Source organism: Streptomyces sp. NBC_01788, from assembly GCF_035917575.1.
In the GTDB taxonomy this organism is placed as follows: Bacteria; Actinomycetota; Actinomycetes; order Streptomycetales; family Streptomycetaceae; genus Streptomyces.
In genome coordinates, this window is record NZ_CP109090.1 from 6,756,504 (window position 1) to 6,776,008 (window position 19,505).

At 73.4% G+C, this 19,505-nt stretch carries 1 protein-coding gene (only partly in view); it reads left to right on the forward strand.

Features of this window, described 5'->3' with window-relative positions:
- Window positions 1-19,458: the 3' portion of an SDR family NAD(P)-dependent oxidoreductase gene (locus OIE49_RS30400; RefSeq protein ID WP_326805083.1), read on the forward strand. Its footprint begins 13,461 nt before the window's first position; the window shows 19,458 of its 32,919 coding nt (coding positions 13,462-32,919); its start codon lies beyond the left edge, outside the window; its stop codon occupies window positions 19,456-19,458.
- The last annotated feature ends 47 nt before the right edge of the window (window positions 19,459-19,505 follow it).

A 19,505-nucleotide genomic window follows, 5' to 3' on the forward strand; every position in this document is an offset into this window, starting at 1 on the left:
ACCGTCCTGCTGCCCGGCACCGCCCTGCTCGACCTCGCCTTCCGCGCGGGCGACGAGGCCGGCTGCGACCGCGTCGAGGAACTCACCCTCGCCGCCCCGCTGGTGCTTCCGGAGCGCGGCGCCGTCCAGACCCAGGTCAGGGTCGGCGTCGCCGACGACACCGGCCGGCGCACCGTCACCGTCCACTCGCGTCCCGAGGACGCGGGCGACACGTCCTGGACGCAGCACGCCGCCGGCACCCTGGTGCCGGCCGGCACCACCGGCGACACCGGCTTCGACGCCACCGTGTGGCCGCCGGCCGGCGCGGAAGCCCTCGACACCGACGGCTGCTACGACCGCTTCACCGCCCTCGGCTTCGGCTACGGCCCGGTCTTCCAGGGCCTGAAGGCCGCCTGGCGCACCGGAGACGTCCTCTACGCGGAGGTCGTCCTCCCGGAGGCCGGCGTCGCCGATGACGAGGCCGGCTTCGGCCTGCACCCCGCGCTGCTCGACGCCGCCCTGCACGCCGCGCTCGTCGCCCACGAGGGTGAGGAGGGCAACGGCGGGCTCCCGTTCGCCTGGGAGGGCGCGGTTCTGCACGCCACCGGCGCCACCGCGCTGCGGGTCCGGCTGACCCCGACCGACGAGGCCGGGCAGTCCGTCGCGATCGCCGTCTGCGACACCGCCGGTCAGCCGGTCGCCTCCGTCGACCGGCTCCTGGTCCGGCCCGTCACCGGCGACCAGCTGAACGAGGCAGCCGGCATCGCCCGCGACGCCCTGTTCACCCTCGACTGGACCCCGTTCCCGCAGGACGGCGACGTCCCGGCAGCCGTCGCGCTCGTCGGCCCGGACACCACGGAGCTCGCCGAGGACCTGGCCGCGGCCGGCGCCGCCGTCACGACCCACCGGGACCTGGCCGCCCTCGCGGCGGACGGCACCGACATCCCCGGCGCCGTCGTCGTCGCCGTCGACGGCACCTCCGCTCCCGTCGCCGAGGCCGCGCACACCGTGGCCGCCGAGGCCCTCGCCCTCGCCCAGCGGTGGACGGCTCAGGACCGGTTCGCCGGGACCCGGCTGGTCTTCGTGACCCGCGGCGCCGTCGAGGCGGGCGGCTCCCAGGTCACCGACGTCGCCGCCGCGGCGGTCTGGGGCCTGGTGCGCTCCGCCCAGTCCGAGAGCCCCGACACCTTCGTGCTCATCGACCGGGAAGCGGCCGGCGCCACCAGCGACGCCGCCGAACGCGGACGGCTGTTCCTGGGGGCGCTCGGCAGCGGAGAACCGCAGCTCGCGCTCCGCGACGACGTGGTCCTGGCCGGCCGCCTCGCCCGCTTCGACTCCGCCGGCGCCATGACGCTGCCGGCCCAGCGGACATGGCGCCTCGACAGCGCCACGGCGGGCAGCATCGACGGCCTCGCCCTCACCCCGCACCCGGAGGCCCTGGAGCCGCTCACCGGCCACCAGGCCCGCATCGAGATCCGCGCCGCGGGCCTCAACTTCCGCGACGTCCTCAAGGCCCTCGACATGTATCCCGGCGACGCCGGGCGGTTCGGCCACGAGGCCGCCGGTGTGGTCGTCGAGGTCGGCCCTGACGTCACCCACATCGCCCCCGGCGACCGCGTCATCGGCATGGTCTCCGGCAGCTTCGCCTCGCTCGCCGTGACCGACGCCCGCCGACTCACCCACCTCCCGGAGCACTGCACCTGGGAGATCGGCGCCTCCCTGCCGCTGGTGTTCCTCACCGCCTACCACGCGCTGAAGGAACTCGGCGGGCTGACGGCGGGGGAGAAGGTCCTGATCCACGCCGGTGCCGGCGGTGTCGGCATGGCGGCGATCCAGATCGCCCGCCACTTCGGCGCGGAGGTCTTCGCGACGGCCGGCGAGGCCAAGGCGGACGTGCTGCGCTCCCTCGGGGTCGCCGACGACCACATCGCCTCCTCCCGCACCCTCGACTTCGAGGCGGCCTTCGCCGCCGTCGCGGGCGAGAGCGGTCTCGACGTCGTCCTGAACTCCCTGGCCGGTGAGTTCGTCGACGCGTCGATGCGGCTGCTCGGCACGGGCGGCCGGTTCCTGGAGATGGGCAAGACCGACATCCGCGAGGACGACTCGGTCCCGGACGGCATCACCTACCAGTCCTTCGACCTCGCCTACGTGGACCCCGAGGCGATCGCCGCCATGGGCCGCGAGCTGACGGAACTGTTCGCCGCAGGGCACCTCCACCCGCTCCCGGTCCGTGCCTGGGACATCCGGCACGCCAGGGACGCGTTCCGCCACATGAGCATGGCCAGGCACATCGGCAAGATCGTGCTGACCGTGCCCCGCGCCTGGTCGTCCGAGGGGACGGTGCTGGTGACGGGCGGTACGGGTGGCCTGGGGGGCCTGGTGGCCCGTCACCTCGTCACGGAACGCGGGGTACGGCGTCTGCTGCTGACCAGCCGCTCCGGTCTGGGTGCCGCGGGTGCCGAGGAACTCGTGGCGGAGCTGGAGGAGCTCGGTGCCGAGGTCTCGGTCGCGGCGTGTGACGTCGCCGACCGGGACGCGGTGGACGCGCTGGTCGCGGGCATACCGGTGGAGCATCCGCTCGCCGCGGTGGTGCACACGGCCGGCGTCCTGGACGACGGTGTGCTCGGTTCTCTCACCGGGGAGCGGCTGGCGGCCGTTCTGCGGCCCAAGGTGGACGGCGCCTGGAACCTTCACGCGGCGACGCGCGGTCTGGATCTGGACGCGTTCGTGGTGTTCTCGTCCGTCGCGGGTGTGTTCGGCGGTGCCGGCCAGGCCAACTACGCGGCCGGCAACGCCTTCCTTGACGCCCTGACCGCCCACCGCCAGTCCCTCGGACTGCCGGGCCTCTCGCTCGCCTGGGGCGCCTGGGCGCAGGGTGCGGGCATGACGGTCGGGCTCGACGAGCGGGACATCCGCCGGGCCGCGGAGTCCGGGATGCCGCTCATCACCGTCGAGCAGGGCCTCGCCCTCTTCGACACCGCCCTCACCACCGGCAGCGCCGCCCTCGTCCCGGTCCGCCTGGACCTCGCCGTGCTGCGCGACCGGGGACCCGTCGCACCGCTGATGCGCGGTCTCGTCCGCGCCCCCGCCCGGCGCGCGGCGGCCACCGCCGCCACGGGCGACACCGGGCTCGTCGAGCGGCTCATCCGGCTGCAGCGCACCGAACGGCGCGACGCCCTGGTCACCGTGGTCCGCGAACAGGCCGCGCTGGTGCTCGGCCACTCCGGCGGCGGCGGGGTCGACCCGTCCCGCGCCTTCCGCGACCTCGGCTTCGACTCGCTCACCGCGGTCGAACTCCGCAACCGGCTCGGCGCCGCCACCGGTGTCCGCCTGTCCGCCACGGCGGTCTTCGACTACCCGACCGTCGCTGCCCTCGCCGACCACCTGCTCACCGAACTCCTGGGTCCCGACGCCGAGTCGGACGCCGAGGAGGCCGTGCCGGCCGAGGCGCTCCTGGACGACGACCCGATCGTGATCGTCGGCATGAGCTGCCGCTTCCCCGGCGGCATCGCCTCGCCCGAGGACCTGTGGCGACTGCTCGGTGAAGGCGGCGACGTCATCTCGGACTTCCCCGTCAACCGCGGCTGGGACATCGACTCGCTGTACGACCCGGACCCGGCCCACACCGGCACGTCGTACACCCGCTCCGGCGGCTTCCTGCACAACGCCGCGGACTTCGACGCCGACTTCTTCGGCATGAGCCCGCGTGAGGCGATGGCCACCGACTCGCAGCAGCGCCTGCTGCTCGAGTCGTCGTGGGAGGCCATCGAGCGGGCCGGCATCGACCCCGTCACCCTGCGGGGCAGCCGCACCGGCGTCTTCGCCGGCGTCATGTACAGCGGCTACGGCACCGTGCTCGACGGCGCCGAGTACGAGGGCTTCCAGGGCCAGGGCAGCGCGCTGAGCATCGCCTCCGGCCGTGTCTCGTACACGTTCGGCTTCGAGGGCCCGGCGATGACCGTCGACACCGCGTGCTCGTCGGCGCTGGTCGCCCTGCACCTCGCGGCGCAGGCGCTGCGGGCCGGAGAGTGCTCGCTCGCCCTGGCCGGCGGTGTCACCGTCATGTCGATCCCGGACACCTTCGTCGAGTTCTCCCGGCAGCGGAACCTGGCCCCGGACGGACGGTGCAAGCCGTTCTCCGAGTCGGCGGACGGCGTCGGCTGGTCCGAGGGCGTCGGCATGCTGCTCCTGGAGCGGCAGTCCGACGCGATCCGCAACGGCCACCGCGTCCTCGCCGTGGTCCGCGGTTCCGCCGTCAACCAGGACGGTGCCTCCAACGGCCTCACGGCCCCCAACGGTCCGTCCCAGCAGCGCGTCATCCGCCAGGCGCTTGCCAGCGGCGGACTCTCGACCGGCGACGTGGATGTCGTCGAGGCGCACGGCACGGGTACGACGCTGGGCGACCCGATCGAGGCCCAGGCCCTGATCGCCACCTACGGGCAGAACCGCCCGGAGGACCGGCCCCTGCTGATCGGCTCCGTGAAGTCCAACATCGGTCACACGCAGGCCGCGGCCGGCGCCGCCGGTGTCATCAAGATGGTCATGGCGATGCAGCACGGTGTGCTGCCCCGCAGCCTCAACATCTCCGAGCCGTCCTCGCACGTCGACTGGAGCGCCGGAGCCGTCGAACTGCTCACCGAGCAGACGGAGTGGCCGGAGACGGAGCATGTGCGTCGTGCGGGTGTCTCCTCCTTCGGTATCAGCGGTACGAACGCGCACGTGATCCTGGAGCAGCCTGCGAAGGTGATCCAGGGAACCGTGGTCGGTGCTTCGGCGCCGGAGGCGGATGTGGTGGAGCCCGCGGTGGTGCCGTGGGTGCTGTCCGGCAAGTCGCCGGAGGCGCTGCGCGGCCAGGCCGCCCGTCTGCTCGCCGCGGTCACCGAGGAGCCGGCACCGCGCCCGGCCGACGTGGCGCTCTCCCTCGCGACCCAGCGTTCGCTGTTCGCCCACCGGGGCGTGGTACTGGCCGGTGAGCACGAGGAGACGGTGCGCGCCCTGGCCGCTCTCGCCGACAGCGAGTCCCACCCCTCCGTCACCACCGGAACCGTCACGTCGGGCCGTCGTGCGGTGCTGTTCTCGGGTCAGGGTTCGCAGCGGCTCGGGATGGGTCGTGAGCTGTACGGCCGGTTCCCGGTGTTCGCGGAGGCCCTGGACGCCGTACTGGCTGCCCTGGACGGTGAGTTGGAGGGTTCGCTGCGGGAGGTGATGTGGGGTGAGGATGCCGGTCTGCTGAATGAGACTGGTTGGACTCAGCCCGCGCTGTTCGCCGTCGAGGTGGCCCTTTACCGGCTCGTGGAGTCGTGGGGTGTGAGGCCGGAGTTCGTGGCCGGTCACTCGATCGGTGAGGTCGCGGCCGCGCATGTGGCCGGGGTGTTCTCGCTGGAGGACGCGGCGCGTCTGGTGGCGGCTCGTGGTCGTCTGATGCAGGCGTTGCCGGCCGGTGGTGCGATGGTGGCCGTTCAGGCCACCGAGGACGAGGTCATCCCGTACCTGACCGACCAGGTGTCGATCGCCGCCGTCAACGGGCCTGCGTCCGTGGTGGTGTCGGGTGCCGAGGGTGCCGTACTGGAGCTGGCGGCACGGTTCGAGGCGGAGGGTCGGAAGGCCACCCGGCTGCGGGTGTCGCACGCCTTCCACTCGCCGCTGATGGACCCGATGCTGGACGAGTTCCGCACGGTCGCCGAGACGCTGTCGTACGCCGCTCCGGTGATCCCGGTGGTGTCGAACCTGACGGGCTCCCTGGCCACGGCTGAGGAGTTGTGCTCGCCCGAGTACTGGGTGCGTCATGTCCGCGAGGCGGTCCGCTTCGCCGAGGGGGTGGCCACGCTTGAGGAGCAGGGTGTGACCACGTTCCTGGAGTTGGGCCCTGACGGAGTCCTGTCCGCGATGGCGCAGGAGTCGCTGACCGGCGACGAAGCAGTCACCATCCCGGTCCTGCGCAAGGGCCGTGACGAGGAGACGGCCGCCCTGACCGCCCTCGGCCGACTGCACGCCACCGGCGCCCGCGTCGACTGGGCCGGTTTCCTGGCCCCGGCCGGCGCCCGTGTCGTCGACCTGCCGACCTACGCCTTCCAGCACCGGCCGTTCTGGCCCACCGGCAAGCGCGGCGCGACGGACGTCAACTCCGTCGGCATCACCGCGGCGGCTCACCCGCTGCTCAATGCGGTCGTCGAACTCGCCGAGGGCGGGGGCCTGGTCTTCACCGGGCGCGTGTCGCTGAACTCGCACCCCTGGCTCGCCGACCACGCCGTCATGGGCACCGTCCTGCTGCCCGGCACTGCCCTGCTGGAGCTGGCGCTCCGCGCGGGCGACGAGGTCGGCTGCGACCACGTCGAGGAACTCACCCTGGCCGCCCCCCTGGTCCTCACGGAGCAGGGCGCGGTCCGCACCCAGGTGCGGGTGGGCGCCGAGGACGCCGCCGGACGCCGGACCCTCACGATCCACTCGCGCCCGGAGCGGTCCACCGACGCCCCCTGGACCCAGCACGCCACCGGCGTCCTCGCCACCGGGCTCCCGACGGCCGCCGCGACGTTCGACGCCACGGCGTGGCCGCCGGCGGACGCCGAGCCCGTCGACCTGACCGGCTTCTACGAGGCACGCGAGGCCGAGGGCTTCGCCTACGGTCGTGTGTTCCAGGGCCTGCGGACCGCCTGGCGCCGCGGCGACGAGGTGTTCGCCGAGATCACGCTGCCTGACGGCACACAGAAGGACGCCGAGAGCTTCGGCCTCCACCCGGCGCTGCTCGACGCCGGCCTGCACGCCGCATGGCTCGCGGCCCCGACCGGTGACGGCACGACCGGCAGCGTCCCGTTCTCCTGGAACGGCGTCTCGCTGGCCGCCTCCGGCGCCTCGTCCGTCCGCGTCCGGCTCAGCCGTGACACCGACGGCACGCTGACCCTGGCCGTCGCCGACACCACCGGCGCCCCCGTGGCCGCCGTTCAGGCGCTCACCATGCGCGCCGTGTCCGCGGAGGCGCTCAGCTCCGCCGCGGCACTCGTCCGCGACTCCCTGTTCCGCCTCGACTGGACCCCGGTCACCCCGGCCGAGTCCGCGGAGCCGACGGCGGAGATCGTCGGTGAGGACCCCTTCGGGCTCGTCGAGAGCCTGCGGGCGGCCGGCACCGAGATCGGCCGGCGCGCGTCCCTGACGGACGACGCCGAGCTGCCCGACCTGGTGCTGCTGCCCGTCGCCGCCCAGGAGCACGAGGAGGCGGCCGACACCCCGGCCGTCACCCACGCCCTCACCCGGCACGTGCTGGAACTGGTGCGGACCCGGCTGGAGGACGAGCGCCACGCCGCCACGAGGTTCGTCTTCGTGACCCGGGGCGCGACCACCGGCCATGACCTGGCCGCCGCCGCGGTCTGGGGCCTGGTGCGCTCCGCCCAGTCCGAGAACCCCGGCCGCTTCGGCCTGATCGACCTCGACCCCGAGACCACCCGTCCGCTCCCGCTCGCCGCCCTCCTGGGCGATGAGCCGCAGCTCGCCGTGCGCGGCGACGACCTCAGGGCCGCCCGTCTGGTGCGCCGTCCCGCTCCCTCCACCGAGGCGGTCTCCGTGTTTGGCGGGGAGGGTGCGGTGTTGGTGACGGGTGGTACCGGTGGTCTGGGTGCGGTGCTGGCGCGTCATCTGGTGGCCGTGCATGGTGTGCGTGAGCTGGTTCTGGTCAGTCGTCGTGGTGGTGAGGCCGCGGGTGCGGCCGAGCTGGTCGCGGAGTTGGCGGAGTCGGGTGCGCGGGCCACGGTCGTCGCCTGCGACGTGACGGATCGTGCGGCGGTTGCCGAGCTGGTGGCCGCGCATCCGGTGTCGGCGGTGGTGCACTGCGCCGGTGTGCTGGACGACGGCATGGTCGCCTCGCTCACTCCGGAGCGGCTGTCCGCCGTGTTGCGTCCGAAGGTGGACGCGGCCTGGAACCTGCATGAGGCGACGCGCGGTCTGGGTCTGGACGCGTTCGTGGTGTTCTCGTCGGTTGCCGGTGTCTTCGGTAATGCGGGTCAGGCCAACTACGCGGCGGGCAACGCGTTCCTGGACGCCCTGATGGAGCACCGGCGTGCGGCCGGCCTGCCGGGTCTGTCACTGGCCTGGGGCCCCTGGGAGCAGACCGGCACCGGCGGCATGACCGACACGCTCTCCGACGCGGAGCTCGAACGGCTCGCGGCCTCCGGAGTGCCCCCGCTCGCCGTCGAGCAGGGTCTGGCCCTCTTCGACGCCGCGCTGTCCACCGACGACGCCACGCTCGTCCCCGTCCGGCTGGACCTGCCCGCCCTGCGCGGTCAGGGCGAAGTGCCGCCCTTGCTCCGCTCGCTGATCCGGGGCCGCTCGCGCCGTGCGGCGGTCGCGGGCTCGGCGACGGCGACCGGTCTGCGCGACCGGCTGGCCGTCCTGGACGCGGTCGAGCGACGGGAAGTGCTCGTGGACCTCGTCCGCGGCCAGGTCGCCCTGGTGCTCGGCCACGCCGACGCCACGGCCGTCCACCCCGCGCGTGCCTTCCGTGACCTCGGCTTCGACTCCCTCACCTCGGTCGAACTGCGCAACCGCCTGAACGGGGTCACCGGACTGCGCCTGCCCGCCACGATGGTGTTCGACTATCCGACCGTCGAGGTCCTGGTCGACTTCATCCTGGACGAGCTCCTCGGCACCGAGGTCGCGGCAGAGGTCGTCAAGCGCGGCACGGCGGTTGTGGCGGACGACCCGATCGTCATCGTGGGCATGGCCTGCCGCTACCCGGGTGGGGTCGCCTCGCCCGAGGACCTGTGGCGCCTGGTCACCGAGGGCACCGACGCCATCAGTGCCTTCCCGGTCAACCGTGGCTGGGACGTGGAGAACCTGTACCACCCGGACCCCGACAACGCCGGTACGTCCTACACGCGTTCCGGTGGGTTCCTGCACGAGGCGGGGGAGTTCGACCCCGGCTTCTTCGGGATGAGCCCGCGTGAGGCGCTCGCGACGGACTCGCAGCAGCGTCTGCTCCTTGAGTCGTCGTGGGAGGCGATCGAGCGGGCCGGCATCGACCCGGTCAGCCTGCGGGGCAGTGCGACCGGTGTGTTCGCCGGCGTCATGTACAGCGACTACAGCGCGATGCTGGCGAGCCCCGAGTTCGAGGGCTTCCAGGGCAGCGGCGCTTCACCGAGCGTGGCTTCCGGCCGTGTCTCGTACACCTTCGGTTTCGAGGGTCCGGCGGTCACGGTGGACACGGCGTGCTCGTCGTCGCTGGTGGCGATGCACTGGGCGATGCAGGCGCTGCGCTCGGGTGAGATCTCGCTCGCCCTGGCCGGCGGTGTGACCGTGATGTCGACACCGGGAGTCTTCGTGGACTTCTCCCGTCAGCGGGGTCTGTCGCCCGACGGCAGGTGCAAGGCGTTCTCGGACTCCGCCGACGGTGTCGGCTGGTCCGAGGGTGTCGGCATGCTGGTCCTTGAGCGTCAGTCCGACGCGATCCGTAACGGTCACGAGATCCTCGCGGTCGTCCGTGGTTCGGCCGTCAACCAGGACGGTGCCTCCAACGGCCTTACGGCTCCGAACGGTCCCTCGCAGCAGCGGGTGATCCGTCAGGCGCTGGCCAGTGGCGGGCTGTCGGCGGGGGACGTGGACGTCGTCGAGGCACACGGTACCGGTACGACGCTGGGTGACCCGATCGAGGCGCAGGCGCTGCTGGCGACCTACGGTCGTGACCGTGACGCGGAGCAGCCGCTGCTGCTGGGTTCCGTGAAGTCGAACATCGGTCACACGCAGGCCGCGGCCGGTGTCGCCGGTGTCATCAAGATGGTCATGGCGATGCGCCACGGTGTGCTCCCGCGCACGCTGCACGTGGGCGCGCCGTCGTCCCACGTCGACTGGACCGAGGGCGCGGTGGAGCTGCTCACCGAGCAGACCGAGTGGCCGGAGACGGAGCACGTGCGTCGTGCGGGTGTCTCCTCCTTCGGTATCAGCGGTACGAACGCGCACGTGATCCTGGAGCAGCCTGCGAAGGTGATTCAGGGAACCGTGGTCGGTGCTTCGGCGCCGGAGGCGGATGTGGTGGAGCCCGCGGTGGTGCCGTGGGTGCTGTCCGGCAAGTCGCCGGAGGCGCTGCGCAGCCAGGCGGCGAAGCTGCTCGCCTCGGTCGAGGCACACCTCGACCGCCCGCTCGTGGACGTCGGTTCCTCCCTCGTCACCTCCCGGTCGCTGTTCGAGCACCGCGCGGTCGTCCTCGCCACCGACGCGGACACCGCGGCCCGCGCCCTGGCGGCCCTCGCTGTGGGCGAGCCCGACCCCGCGGCCGTCTCGGATCCGGCCCGTACCGGTCGCTCCGCGGCGTTGTTCTCGGGTCAGGGTTCGCAGCGGTTGGGGATGGGGCGTGAGCTGTACGGCCGTTTCCCGGTGTTCGCGGAGGCTCTGGACGCTGTTCTCACCGCTCTGGACGGTGAGTTGGACGGTTCGCTGCGGGAGGTGATGTGGGGCGAGGACGCCGGTCTGCTGAATGAGACCGGGTGGACTCAGCCCGCGTTGTTCGCGGTTGAGGTCGCGCTCTACCGCTTGGTGGAGTCGTGGGGTGTGAGGCCGGAGTTCGTGGCCGGTCACTCGATCGGTGAGGTCGCGGCCGCGCATGTGGCCGGGGTGTTCTCGCTGGAGGACGCGGCGCGTCTGGTGGCGGCTCGTGGTCGTCTGATGCAGGCGCTGCCGGCCGGTGGTGCGATGGTGGCTGTCCAGGTCACGGAGGACGAGGTCATCCCGTACCTCACCGACGAGGTGACGGTCGCCGCCGTCAACGGGCCGACCTCAGTGGTCATCTCGGGTGAGGAAGGTGCCGTACTGGAGGTCGCGGCGCGGTTCGAGGCGGAGGGCCGCAAGGCCACGACGCTTCGGGTGTCGCACGCGTTCCACTCGCCGCTGATGGACCCGATGCTGGACGAGTTCCGGTCTGTGGTGCAGGAGTTGGCGTTCGCGGCCCCGGTGATCCCGGTGGTGTCGAACCTGACGGGCTCCCTCGCCACGGCCGAGGAACTGTGCTCGCCCGAGTACTGGGTGCGTCACGTCCGCGAGGCGGTCGGCTTCGCCGACGGGGTGGCCACGCTCGAAGAGCAGGGTGTGACCACGTTCCTGGAGTTGGGCCCTGACGGAGTCCTCTCCGCGTTGGCGCAGGAGTCGCTGACCGGCGACGAAGCAGTCACCGTCCCGGTCCTGCGCAAGGACCGCGACGAGGAGGCCACCGTGGTCTCCGCGCTCGCCCGCCTGCACACCGGCGGACTGCGGATCGACTGGTCCGCTCTGTTCGCCGGTACCGGCGCGGGCCGCGCGGAACTGCCGACGTACGCCTTCCAGAACCAGTGGTTCTGGCCCGCGGCCCCGCTCGGCGGCGGCGATGTCCGCGCCGCCGGTCTCGGCTCCGCCGAGCACCCGCTGCTCGGCGCCGCAGTCGAGCTCGCCGCGGGCGAGGGCGTGCTGTTCACCGGCCGCCTGGCACTGCACTCCCACCCCTGGCTGGCCGACCACGCCGTCAACGGCACCGTCCTGCTGCCGGGAACGGCCCTGCTGGAGATGGTGATCCGCGCCGGCGACGAGGTCGGCAGCGACCGGGTCGAGGAACTGACCATCACCGCGCCGCTGGTCCTGCCCGAGCGGGGTGCCGTCCAGGTCCAGGTCGCCGTCGAGGCGCCCGACGCCGCCGGCCGCCGCGTCGTGGGCGTGTACGCACGTCCCGAGGGCACCGGCGACACCGCCTGGTCGCAGCACGCCGCCGGTTTGCTGGCCCCCGCCGGCAGCGGTCCGGCCCCCGTCACCTTCGACACCACCGTGTGGCCGCCCGAGGGCGCCGAGGCCGTCGACGCCGACGGGTGCTACGAGGAGTTCGCCGAGGCCGGATTCGCGTACGGACCCCTCTTCCAGGGTCTGCGCGCGGCCTGGCGCCGCGGCGACGAGGTGTTCGCCGAGGTGGCTCTGCCCGAGGGCACCGAGAACACGGCCGCCGGCTTCGGTCTGCACCCGGCCCTGTTCGACTCCGCGCTGCACGCCCTGCTGCTGACCCCGGCCGCCGACGGCGGCACGGCCGGACTGCCGTTCTCCTGGACGGACGTCTCGCTGCACGCCTCCGGCGCCACCGTGCTCCGTGTCCGGATGACGCCGACCGGCGACCGGACGCTGTCCGTCACCGCCGTGGACCCGTCCGGCACGCCGGTCGTCTCGGTGGGCTCCCTGGTCACCCGGAGCGTCACCGGACTCGACACCACGGGAACCGACACGCTGCTGCGTGACGCGCTCTTCGGCGTCGAGTGGACCCCCGCCCAGGGATCCGAGGCGGCCCCCGCGACCGTCGCGCTCCTGGGCACGGACGGCGACCCGCTCGGGCTCGCCGCCGCGCTCACCGGCGCCGGCACGACCGTGCGGACATACACGGACGTCGCCGCCCTGGTGGCCGCGACGGTCGCCGCGGACCGGCCCGCGCCGGACGTGGTCGTCCTCGGCGTCGCCTCGCACGACGACGAGCCGGCCTCCGAGGCGGCGCACCGGCTCACCGCCGACGTGCTGGACACCGTCCAGAGCCGGCTGTCCGACGACCGGCTCGCCGACGCCCGCCTCGTCCTCGTGACGCGTGGCGTGGCCGACACCCGGGACGTCGGCGCCGCTGCCGTCCACGGTCTGGTCCGTTCGGCCCAGACCGAGAACCCCGGCGCCCTCGGCCTCGTCGACCTGGACGGCACCCCCGAGTCCGCCGCCGCCCTCGCCGCGGCGCTCGGCTCCGCCGAACCGCAGCTCGCGCTGCGCGCCGGCCGGCCGCACGCCGCCCGGCTCGCCCGGCTGGCCCGTCCCGCCGACACCGCCGCGCCCACCGCGTGGCAGGCCGACGGCACGGTCCTGATCACCGGCGGCACCGGCGGCCTCGGCGCCCAGTTCGCCCGGCACCTCGTCGACGCCTACGGGGTCCGCAACCTGCTGCTCGTCAGCAGGCGCGGCGGTGACGCCCCCGGCACCACGGAACTCGTCGCCGAACTCATCGCGCACGGCGCCGATGTGACGGTCCAGGCCTGCGATGTCGCCGACCCGGACGCCGTCAACGCCCTGGTCGCCGGGATCCCGGCGGAGCACCCGCTCACCGCGGTCGTACACACGGCGGGCGTTCTCGACGACGGCGTCGTCGGCTCCCTCACCGGGGAGCGGCTCTCCCGGGTGCTGCGCCCGAAGGCGGACGCGGCCTGGAACCTGCACGAGGCCACCCGCGGTCTGGACCTGGACGCGTTCGTCGTGTTCTCGTCCGTGGCGGGCGTCCTCGGCGGCGCCGGGCAGGCCAACTACGCAGCCGGCAACGCCTTCCTGGACGCGCTCATGGAGTACCGCCGTGCGGCCGGCCTGCCGGGTCTGTCGCTGGCCTGGGGCCCCTGGAACCAGGCGGGCGGCATGACGGAAACCCTCTCGGACGCCGAGGCCGAACGGCTGACGCGTGCCGGGATGCCGCCCATCGCGGCCGAGCAGGGCTTCGCTCTCTTCGACGCGGCGCTCGCGGCCGGTGCCGAGGACACCACCGGCACCGCCCTGGTCGTCCCGGTCCGGCTCGACCTGGCGGCGCTCGCCGCGCAGGGCGAGGTGCCCGCGGTACTCCGCGGTCTCGTCCGGACCCGCACCCGTCGCACGGTCGCGGGCGGAACCGTCACTGCCGACGGGCTCGTGGCACGCCTGACCGCGCTCACGGCCGAGGGACGCCGGGAGGCGCTCCTCGACCTGGTCCGCACCCAGGCCGCCCTGGTCCTCGGCCACGCCGACGCCGCGTCGGTGGACGCCGAGGCCCAGTTCCGGGACGCCGGCTTCGACTCGCTCACCGCGGTCGAGCTCCGCAACCGGCTGAGCGCGGCCACCGGACTGCGCCTGACCGCGACGCTGGTCTTCGACTATCCGAACGCGGCCACGCTCGCGAACCATCTGCATGACGAACTCTTCGGCGCCGAGACCGAGTCGGCGCTCCCGGCGAGGCTGCTGCCGGCCACGACCGACGACCCGATCGTCATCGTGGGCATGGCCTGCCGCTACCCGGGCGACGTCGCCTCGCCCGAGGACCTGTGGCGACTGGTCCTCGATGGCACGGACGCCATCACGGAGTTCCCGGCAAACCGCGGCTGGGACATCGAGTCGGTCTACGACCCGGACCCCGAGCACCTCGGCACGTCGTACACCCGTTCCGGTGGCTTCCTGCACGAGGCGGGGGAGTTCGACGCCGACTTCTTCGGGCTGAGCCCGCGTGAGGCGCTGGCGACGGACTCGCAGCAGCGGTTGCTGCTCGAGTCGTCGTGGGAGGCGATCGAGCGGGCGGGCATCGACCCGGTCGGCCTGCGCGGCAGTGCGACCGGTGTGTTCGCCGGCGTCATGTACAGCGACTACGGTTCCATCCTCGGTGGCAAGGAGTTCGAGGGCCTCCAGGGCCAGGGCAGCGCGGGCAGCGTGGCCTCCGGCCGTGTCTCGTACACGTTCGGCTTCGAGGGTCCGGCGGTCACCGTCGACACCGCGTGCTCGTCGTCGCTGGTGGCGATGCACCTCGCGGCGCAGTCGCTGCGGTCCGGAGAGTGCTCTCTCGCCCTGGCCGGCGGTGTGACGGTCATCTCCACCCCGGGCACCTTCATCGAGTTCTCCCGTCAGCGGGGTCTGTCGCCCGACGGCCGGTGCAAGGCGTTCTCGGACTCGGCGGACGGTGTCGGCTGGTCCGAGGGTGTGGGCATGCTGGTCCTTGAGCGTCAGTCGGACGCGATCCGTAACGGTCACGAGATCCTCGCGGTCGTCCGTGGTTCGGCCGTCAACCAGGATGGTGCCTCCAACGGCCTGACCGCCCCGAACGGTCCCTCGCAGCAGCGGGTGATCCGTCAGGCCCTCGCCAGTGGCGGGCTGTCGGCGGGTGACGTGGATGTCGTCGAGGCGCACGGCACGGGTACGACGTTGGGTGACCCGATCGAGGCGCAGGCGCTGCTGGCGACCTACGGTCGTGACCGTGACGCGGAGCAGCCGCTGCTGCTGGGCTCGGTGAAGTCGAACATCGGTCACACGCAGGCCGCGGCCGGTGTCGCCGGTGTCATCAAGATGGTCATGGCGATGCGCCACGGCGTGCTGCCGCGCACCCTGCACGTGGACGCGCCGTCCTCGCACGTCGACTGGACCGAGGGCGCGGTGGAGCTGCTCACCGAGCAGACCGAGTGGCCCGAGACGGAGCACGTGCGTCGTGCGGGTGTCTCCTCCTTCGGTATCAGTGGCACAAACGCGCACGTGATCCTGGAGCAGCCTGCGAAGGTGATCCAGGGAACCGTGGTCGGTGCTTCGGCGCCGGAGGCGGATGTGGTGGAGCCCGCGGTGGTGCCGTGGGTGCTGTCCGGCAAGTCGCCGGAGGCGCTGCGCGGCCAGGCCGCCCGTCTGCTCGCCGCGGTCACCGAGGAGCCGGCACCGCGTCCGGCCGACGTGGCCCACTCCCTGCTTGTCACCCGCTCGCTGTTCGCCCACCGTGCGGTGGTGCTGGCCGGTGAGCACGAGGACACGGTCCGCGCCCTCGCAGCATTGGCGGCGGGCACGACCGATCCGGCGACGGTGTCGGGCACGGTGGTGTCCGGTCGCTCGGCGGTGCTGTTCTCGGGTCAGGGTTCGCAGCGGTTGGGGATGGGTCGTGAGCTGTACGGCCGTTTCCCGGTGTTCGCTGAGGCCTTGGACGCTGTTCTCACCACTCTGGACAGTGAGTTGGGTGGTTTGCTGCGGGGGGTGATGTGGGGTGAGGATGCCGGTCTGCTGAATGAGACCGGGTGGACTCAGCCCGCCCTGTTCGCGGTCGAGGTAGCTCTCTACCGTCTGGTGGAGTCGTGGGGTGTGAGGCCGGAGTTCGTGGCCGGTCACTCGATCGGTGAGATCGCGGCCGCGCATGTGGCCGGGGTGTTCTCGCTGGAGGACGCGGCGCGTCTGGTGGCGGCTCGTGGTCGTCTGATGCAGGCGTTGCCGGCCGGTGGTGCGATGGTGGCCGTTCAGGCCACCGAGGACGAGGTCATCCCGTACCTCAGTGATGAGGTGTCGGTCGCTGCCGTCAACGGGCCTGCGTCTGTGGTGGTGTCGGGTGCCGAGGGTGCCGTGCTGGAGTTGGCGGCGCGTTTCGAGGCGGAGGGTCGGAAGGCCACTCGGCTGCGGGTGTCGCACGCCTTCCACTCGCCGCTGATGGACCCGATGCTGGACGAGTTCCGCACGGTCGCCGAGACGCTGTCGTACGCCGCTCCGGTGATCCCGGTGGTGTCGAACCTGACGGGCTCCCTCGCGACGGCTGAGGAGTTGTGCTCGCCCGAGTACTGGGTGCGTCACGTCCGTGAGGCGGTCCGCTTCGCCGACGGGGTGACCGCGCTCGAGGAGCAGGGTGTGACCACGTTCCTGGAGCTGGGTCCGGACGGAGTCCTGTCCGCGTTGGCGCAGGAGTCGCTGACCGGCGACGAGACCGTCACCATCCCGGTCCTGCGCAAGGACCGCGACGAGGAGACGACCGCACTGCTGGGCCGGGCCGTGCTGTACACGCGGGGGATCGGGGGCGGCTGGCAGGATCTGCTGGCCGGCGCCGGCGCCACCCGCGTCGACCTGCCCACGTACGCCTTCCAGCACCAGTGGTACTGGCCGACCGGCCGGGCCGCCGCCACCGGTGACGTCCGGGCCGCCGGTCTCGGCTCCGCCGAGCACCCGCTGCTCGGTGCCGCAGTCGAACTCGCCGCAGGGCAGGGCGTGTTGTTCACCGGTCGCCTGTCGCTGACCTCGCACCCGTGGCTGGCCGACCATGTCGTCATGGGCGCCGTCCTGCTGCCGGGCACGGCCCTGCTGGAGATGGCGGTCCGCGTGGGCGACGAGGTCGGCTGCGGCCGGGTCGAGGAACTGACCCTCGCCGCGCCGTTGATCCTGCCCGAGCGGGGAGCCCTCCAGGTACAGGTCGCCGTCGCCGTCCCGGACGACTCCGGCCGGCGCGTGGTCGGGGTGTACTCGCGCCTCGAAGGCGCCGACGAGTCGGCGTGGACCCAGCACGCGGCCGGTGTCCTGGCACCCGGCGCCACCGCACCGGACCAGGGCCTCGGCACCGAGGTCTGGCCGCCGCGGGACGCCGAGCCGCTCGACACCGAGGACTGCTACCAGGCGTTCGCCGAGACCGGATTCGCGTACGGACCCCTCTTCCAGGGGCTGCGCGCGGCCTGGCGCCGCGGCGAGGAACTCTTCGCCGAGGTCGCCCTGCCCGAGGAGTGCACCGGTGAGGCGGCCGAGTTCGGTCTGCACCCGGCGCTCCTCGACTCCGCGCTGCACGCCACGATGCTGGCCGCGACCGGCGGAGAGGAGGGCGACGGGGGAGGTGCCCTGCCGTTCTCGTGGGAGGGTGTCGCGCTGCACGCCTCCGGCGCCTCGGCGCTGCGGGTGCGGCTGGCACCCGCGGGCGACAACGCGCTGTCGGTGAACGCGGTGGACCCGGCCGGTGCGCCGGTGGTCACCGTCGACCGGCTCGTCACCCGCACGGTCACCGGTGACCAGCTGAAGTCCGCGGGCGAAGACCAGAACACGCTGTTCGGCGTCGGCTGGACCCCGGTGGCCGACACCGGGGCCGGTCAGCCCGCGTCGGTCGCGGTCGTCGGGGACGACCCCTTCGGCCTCACCGACACCCTCACCGGCACCGGACTCACGGTCGGCACGGCGGCGGGCCTCGCCGCGCTGTCGGCCTCGTCCGAGGACGCCGTACCGGACCTGGTGCTCGTCCCGGTCGCCGGAGCCCCGGCCGACGGGGACGACCTGCCCGGCGCGGTCCGGGAGGTCACCGCACGGGTGCTCGCGCTCGTGCAGCAGTGGTCCGGCGAAGAGGCGCTCGCGGCCTCGCGGCTGGTGTTCGTCACCCGCGGCGCGGTCGCCGTGGACGGCGGCGGGACCGCGGACCTCGCGGCCTCCGCGGTCTGGGGCCTGGTGCGGTCGGCGCAGACGGAGAACCCCGGCTGCTTCGGCCTGCTCGACCTCGATCCGGCCGCGGCGGACCCGTCCGCCCGGCTCGTCGAGGCCCTGACGGCCGGTGCCGAGGAACCGCAGCTCGCGCTGCGCGGCGCCGAGGTCGTGGCCGCCCGCCTCGCCCGGCTGGACACCGGCACCGGCACCGCACAGCCGGAGCCCGCCTCCGGCACCGCGGCGCACGGCACGTCCGGCGTCTTCCGGACCACCGGGACCGTCCTGGTCACCGGCGGCACCGGTGGCCTCGGCCGGCTCCTCGCCCGGCACCTGGTGGCCACGCACGACGTACGGAGCCTGCTGCTCGCCAGCCGCCGCGGTCTTGAGGCGGACGGCGCGGGCAAGCTCGTCGCCGAACTGGAGGAGATGGGCGCCGAGGTCACCGTGCGGGCGTGCGACGTCGCCGACCGGGAGGCCGTGGCCGCCCTGGTCGCGGCGGCACCGAAGGACCGGCCGCTGTCGGCGGTCGTCCACACGGCAGGTGTCCTCGACGACGGTGTGGTCGGCTCGCTGACGCCGGAGCGCCTCGCCACGGTGCTGCGGCCCAAGGCGGACGCGGTGTGGAACCTGCACGAGGCGACCAGCGGCCTGGACCTGGACGCGTTCGTCGTCTACTCGTCCGTGGCCGGCGTGTTCGGCGGTGCCGGCCAGGCCAACTACGCGGCGGCCAACACGTTCCTGGACGCCCTGATGGCGCGGCGCCGCGCCGACGGACTGCCCGGCGTGTCCCTGGCGTGGGGCCCGTGGGAGCAGGACAGCGGTATGACGGGCACCCTCTCGGACGCCGAGGCCGACCGCCTGGCGCGTTCCGGGATGCCGCCGCTGACGGCCGAGCAGGGCCACGCCCTGTTCGACGCGGTGGTCGCGGGCGACCGGGCGCTGGCGCTTCCGGTCCGGCTGGACCTCGCCGCACTGCGGGCCCGCGGTGAGGTGTCCGCGCTGCTGCGCGGCCTGATCCGGGTGCCCGCGAGGCGGGCCGCGGCCCAGGGCGCGGCGCAGTCCGCGGACACGCTCACCCGGCAGCTCGCCGGGCTGAGCGTGCAGGAACAGGAGGAGGCGCTGCTCAAGCTGGTCCGCGGACAGGCGGCGGCGGTGCTCGGACACCGGGACGGGGCGGCGATCGGCGCGGAGCGTCAGTTCCAGGAGCTGGGCTTCGACTCGCTGACCGCGGTCGAGTTCCGCAACCGGCTCAACGCGGCCACCGGTCTGCGGCTGCCCGCCACGCTGCTGTTCGACTACCCGACGCCGGCCGACGTCGTCCGGTACGTGCGCGGACAGCTCGTCACCGACGACCCGGCGGGCGCCGGTTCGGTGCTCTCGGCCCTCGACGCGCTGGAGAAGGCGATCGCCGGACTCAGCCTCGACGACGCGGAGGAGCACCGTCGGGTGACCGGCCGGATCGAGGTCCTCAGGACCAAGTGGGCCGATCTGGGCCGCACGGACACCTCCGGCGACGACTCCTCGAAGGAAGAGGACCTCGACGAGGCGTCCGACGAGGACATGTTCGCGCTCCTCGACGACGAACTCGGCCTCAACTGACCCACCCGCGGGCCGCTTCGGCGGCCCGCGGCTCCGCCCCCGTACAC